Origin of the sequence: Phenylobacterium sp., from assembly GCF_036263695.1 — a bacterium.
Lineage (GTDB): Bacteria > Pseudomonadota > Alphaproteobacteria > Caulobacterales > Caulobacteraceae > Phenylobacterium.
This window is the reverse complement of record NZ_DATAGM010000444.1, coordinates 1-2,676: the sequence shown is the minus strand read 5'-3', so window position 1 is coordinate 2,676 and position 2,676 is coordinate 1. Positions and strand designations below refer to the sequence as shown.

At 70.8% G+C, this 2,676-nt stretch carries 3 protein-coding genes; 1 reads left to right on the top strand and 2 read right to left on the bottom strand.

Translation table 11 applies throughout. The annotated features are described in order from the left end of the window. Positions 1-383 (bottom strand): hypothetical protein (locus VHK87_RS17935; protein WP_329636259.1); only part of this gene is annotated, 383 nt, incomplete at its 3' end. A 108-nt stretch (positions 384-491) separates the two neighbouring features. Here VHK87_RS17935 and zapE point away from each other — a divergent pair. Next, positions 492-1,607, top strand: a complete 1,116-nt coding sequence (gene zapE / locus VHK87_RS17930) for a cell division protein ZapE (protein WP_329636258.1) — start codon at positions 492-494, stop codon at positions 1,605-1,607. Positions 1,608-1,647: 40 nt separating this feature from the next. On the opposite strand, the gene VHK87_RS17925 is transcribed toward zapE, so the two are convergent. Next, positions 1,648-2,529, bottom strand: coding sequence for a LysR substrate-binding domain-containing protein (locus VHK87_RS17925; RefSeq protein WP_329636257.1), 882 nt, complete (start codon positions 2,527-2,529; stop codon positions 1,648-1,650). Between the last annotated feature and the right edge of the window lie 147 nt (positions 2,530-2,676).

The following is a 2,676-nucleotide window of genomic DNA, read 5'->3' as shown; positions in this document are numbered from 1 at the left end:
ACGGCGCCGGGCTCGGGCTCGCCCCAGTCGAGTTGAGGATCGTCGCGCTCGCCGATGTCGTTGGGGTCGAACTGAGCCTGGGTGGCCTGGCCGAAGCGGGGCTCGCTCGGCTCTTCCGCGCCCGACTGCTCGAAGGAGCGCGCCTCGGCGACGTCGTCGGCGCCGTCCTCGCCGGCCTCGCTGAAGGCGCTCGCCGGCGCGTTCCGGTCGGAGCCGACCGGATCGTTGTCCCAGCCCTCGGTCCGATCGGCCTCGGTCGCGCCTTGGCCCCGGTTCGGCGACTGCTGCAGATTCATCTCCTCCTGGCCGACGCCGCCGCCCTGCATCTGGGTGCGATTGGAGCTGACGGTGCTCGGCGTGAAGGTGCGGTCTTCGTCGGCCATGTGGGGCTCCTGACTGGTGATCGTTCGAGGGTCCAACCCATCGGGCCGCTTGGCTGTTCCGTCCAAACCGTTGTGATCGGCGCCGGTCCGGGCTAGGGGCGAGGGCTCATGGCCTCCGCCCTTTCGACCGCCTACGAGGCGCGCCTCGCGCGCGGCGAGATTTCCCCCGATGCGGCCCAGGCGCAGGCTGTTGCGGCCTTGTCGCGCCTGGAGGCCGACCTGGCGGCCAGTGAGCCGAACGGCCTGCTGTCCCGCTTCCGCAAGCCCGAGAGCCAGCGGGGCGTCTACCTCTGGGGGCCGGTGGGGCGGGGCAAGTCCATGGTCATGGACCTGTTCTACGAGACCGCGCCGGCGGCGAAGAAGCGGCGCACCCACTTCCATGTTTTCATGGGCGAGGTGCACCGGCTGGTGGACGCCTGGCGCAAGGGTGATGCGGCCGCCCGCAAGGCCCGCTTCGGCCAGGCCAAGGGCGACGATCCCATCCCGCCGGTGGCGGATGTGGTGGCGCCCCAGGCGCGGCTGCTCTGCTTCGACGAGCTGCAGGTCACCGACATCGCCGACGCGATGATCCTGGGCCGGCTGTTCGAGGCCCTGTTCGCCAGAGGGGTGACCCTGGTGGCGACCTCCAACCGCCCGCCCGACGAGCTCTACAAGAACGGCATCAACCGGCAGCTTTTCGAGCCCTTCATCGACATGCTGGAGACCCGCTGCGAGATCGTGCGAGTGGCGGGCGCGCACGACTACCGGCTCGACCGGCTGCGGGCGGCGGGCACCTGGTTCGCGCCCAATGATCCTGACAACGCGCGCCAGTTCGGCGCCCTGTGGGCCAGCATGCTGAACGGTGACGAGGAACTTGGCGAAACCCTCGAGGTGCTCGGCCGCAAGATTTCGCTGCCCCACGCGGCGGGCGGCCAGTTGCGCGCGACTTTCTCCAGCCTGTGCGGCGTGGCGCTCGGCCCCAACGACTACCTGGCCATCGCCGAGCGATTCCACACCGTCTTCCTGGAGGGCGTGCCGAAGCTGGTCCCGGCCAGGCGCGAGGAGGCCCGCCGGTTCGTCACCCTGATCGACGCCCTCTACGAGGCCCACGCGCGGCTGATCGTGCTGGCCGACGCCGAGCCGTCGAAGCTCTATCCGGAGGGCGAGGGCGCCTTCGAATTCGAGCGCACCGCCTCGCGCCTGGAAGAGATGCGCTCGGCCGACTGGCTGGCGGATCGGGAGTAGCTCCCGCTCCTTTCAACCGCAGGCGGGAAAGAAAGTTTAGTCAGGGCCTGCGCAGACTCTCCACGAGCTCGCGTGCATAGGGGCGCAGCTCGTCCATCGAGCGGACGCAGAGGGTGAGCTCGCGCAGGGCCCACTCGTCGGTGAGGGGGGCGATGCCCAGGGCCATGGTCTTGGCGGCGCGGCGCGCGCTGGTCTCCGGCACCACACCGACGCCCACCCCATGCTCCACCAGCCGGCAGACGGCGTCGAAGCTGCGCAGCTGCACGCGCAGACGCAAGGGGCGGCCCTCCCGCGCGGCCTTGTCGGCCAGGAAGCGCTGCAGGGCGCTGGAGCGGGCCAGGCCCACGAAGTCGTAGTCGAGCGCCGCCGAGAAGCGCACGGGGCGCTCGCCCAGCGGATGGCCGGCGGGGGTCACCACCACGAACCGGTCGGTGCGGAACGGGAAGGTCTGCAGGCCGGCCAGGTCGACGGTGCCGGCGACGATGCCGACGTCGCCCGCCCCCTCGGCGATGAGCCCGACGATCTCGTCTGAGAGCCGCTCCTCCAGCTCCACGGAGACGTGAGGGTGGGCGGCCAGGAAGGCGCTCAGCGCCTCGGGCAAAAATTCGGCCGAGGCGTTGGTGTTGGCCAGCAACCGCACCTCGCCGGAGAGGCCGGTGGCGTAGGCCGACAGGTCGTCCTTCAGCTGGGCGGTCTGGGCCAGGATGGTGCGGGCGTGCTTGAGCAAGGTGCGGCCGGCGGGCGTGGGCGTCACGCCCTGTCGCGAGCGGACCAGCAGCGGCGCGCCCAGCGCCGCCTCCATGTTGCGGATGCGGGTCGAGGCGGCGGCCAGCGCCAGCGCGCTCTTCTCGGCCCCGCGGGTGATGGCGCCGGTCTCCACCACGTCGCAGAACAGCCGCAGGTCAGTGAGGTCGAACCGCATCCTTCGTCTTTCGCGAAGGAAGCGTACAGGAGATACGCATTGTATCAAGGCGCTGGCGGCGGAAACTTCGCACCCTGCGAAGGAGCGTCTCCACGGCGGCCGCTTGCGGTCGCGGCGGAGACGGCCTTCGTTGACTTGGAGTCGCCG